This window comes from Mesorhizobium sp. M1342 (assembly GCF_040317955.1).
GTDB lineage: Bacteria > Pseudomonadota > Alphaproteobacteria > Rhizobiales > Rhizobiaceae > Mesorhizobium.
The window spans coordinates 1-1,780 of the sequence record NZ_JAMYLI010000067.1; the positions used below are offsets into that span (position 1 = coordinate 1).

Annotated in this window: 1 protein-coding gene; it reads right to left on the minus strand. The window is 60.8% G+C overall.

Annotation, left to right across the window (positions count from 1 at the left end; translation table 11 throughout):
* Nucleotides 1–510: 510 nt before the first annotated feature.
* The gene (locus tag NKH06_RS31940) at nt 511–1,692 is read right to left on the minus strand and encodes a serine hydrolase domain-containing protein (protein ID WP_352895111.1); all 1,182 of its coding nucleotides are present in this window, start codon (nt 1,690–1,692) and stop codon (nt 511–513) included.
* Nucleotides 1,693–1,780: the final 88 nt, after the last annotated feature.

Genomic DNA, 1,780 nt, shown 5'->3' on the forward strand with positions numbered 1-1,780 from the left:
CGCTCCCCGCCTTCGAAGGCGTCGAAGTTAATCTGCAGTTGAAAGGCTGACTTGGTAGCGGTCATAACTGTCCGCCCCTCCACCGAAGCCCGGCGTCACCTTGCTCATACTTTGGAGGGAGATCGAGGCGCGCATCCCGACTGTTGTGGCTACAGTCTTTTCTGTGAATCCCTACGAGGATCCAGCAGCCGACTATCTCCGACAAGGGTCAAGAGCATGCCGCGGGCGACAAGGGCTTCGTGGAATTCCGGCAAGAAGCTCCGGACGTCGATCGGAAGACCGGCGAGCTTGAGATCTTCGACGTGGTGCTGGGCGCCTCAGCTACATCTTTGCGGAGGCGACCTCGACGCAAACGCTGCTCGCTCGATTGGCTGACCCGGGTGTTTGCCTTTTCACGGCGTTCTCAGTCTCCATTCCCGTCAAGCTGAGTCGGGCTTCAGTCACTCCAGCTTCGACAATCCCGAGATAACCACGTCTACGGTATTTTGCAGCCTTCCAGCTCCAAACCTCTTAAGTGGCGGATGCGGCGCACGTCTCAGCAAGTTGCTCCCAGATGACGCTTGCGGGACGGTATTCCGATGTGTTCCTGTTCGTCATGACGAAGAGCGTCACGCCGCGCTCCATATCAGTCGCGCCGATCGCACTGAAGCCGATCCAGCTTCCGGTATGCCCCTGCCATGTCCGTCCGCCCGCCATGATGCGCCGGGTGCCCATACCAAAAGTGCAGGTGCTCGCCAACGGATCCGAGCGGCTGCCGTCGCACGTGGCTTGAGGCGTCGGCGAGATCATGGCCTCGACGGTTTCGCGCTGCAGGAGCCGCTGACGGGCAAATAGTGCGTCGAGGAATTGCGCGCCGGCCAGTGCGGTTCCAGCGAAAGCGCTATCGGTGAAGGGCAGGCCATACATTTCGGTCGGAATACCTTGAGCACCGTAGGCTGTGAAATAGTCAAGCAGCGAACCGTCTGCTAGCAGTTCGTAGCCATGAGCGAACCGACGCAGCGCACGCCGCGATCGCTCCATAGTGAACAGCTTCTCCGTCATCGGCTCCACGGCGTCTGCGCGCCGGACGAAGCGCCGAATGGCTCGCTTGAGCGCCTCGTCACCGCCGACCGTCTTGCTCAACACCCGACCGAGCAGGAAGTAGCCGCAGTTGAGGTACGCGAAATGCGCGCCGGGCTCGACCGGGTCGCGGATGCCGTTGTTAACCATGGCGAAGGTCCAGACCCTGTTGGGGTCGTACGATCTGCTGTCACCGTAGGACGGCGGCAGCCGAGGCGCCACAGCCGGCACAGCGGGGTCCGCGTAGGCATCGGGATACCCAGATGTGTGCGTCAGCAGCATACGGACCGTGACGAGGTCCGAGCCCGCCACTTCCTCGCCCACGAAGTGGCTGATTGCCTTGTCAAGATCGAGCACGCCGGCTTCGGCCTGGTGTAGGACGAACGTTGCAATCACCAGTTTTCCGATGCTGCCGTAGTAGAACAGCGAGTGATCGGTGACGGGAGTGGCCGACTGGCTGATAGCCATTCCCCGGCGCGACGACCATACCAGGCGGCCCTCCTTCATCAGGACCGCCTGAACACCTGGATCACCTACCCCCACACATGCTTGACCAAGTGCGTTGTCCAGTTGCCGCGAAAGGTCTCCCTGTTCCCTTGGGAAAGACGGATCGGCACTCTTCCCCGCGGTCATGTTCGCCTCATGGTGTGACTTTCTACTAGGGCCATTTTAGATCGGCTTCAGGCGGTCGAATGGAAAGTAGCTCCATGCCGACATAATG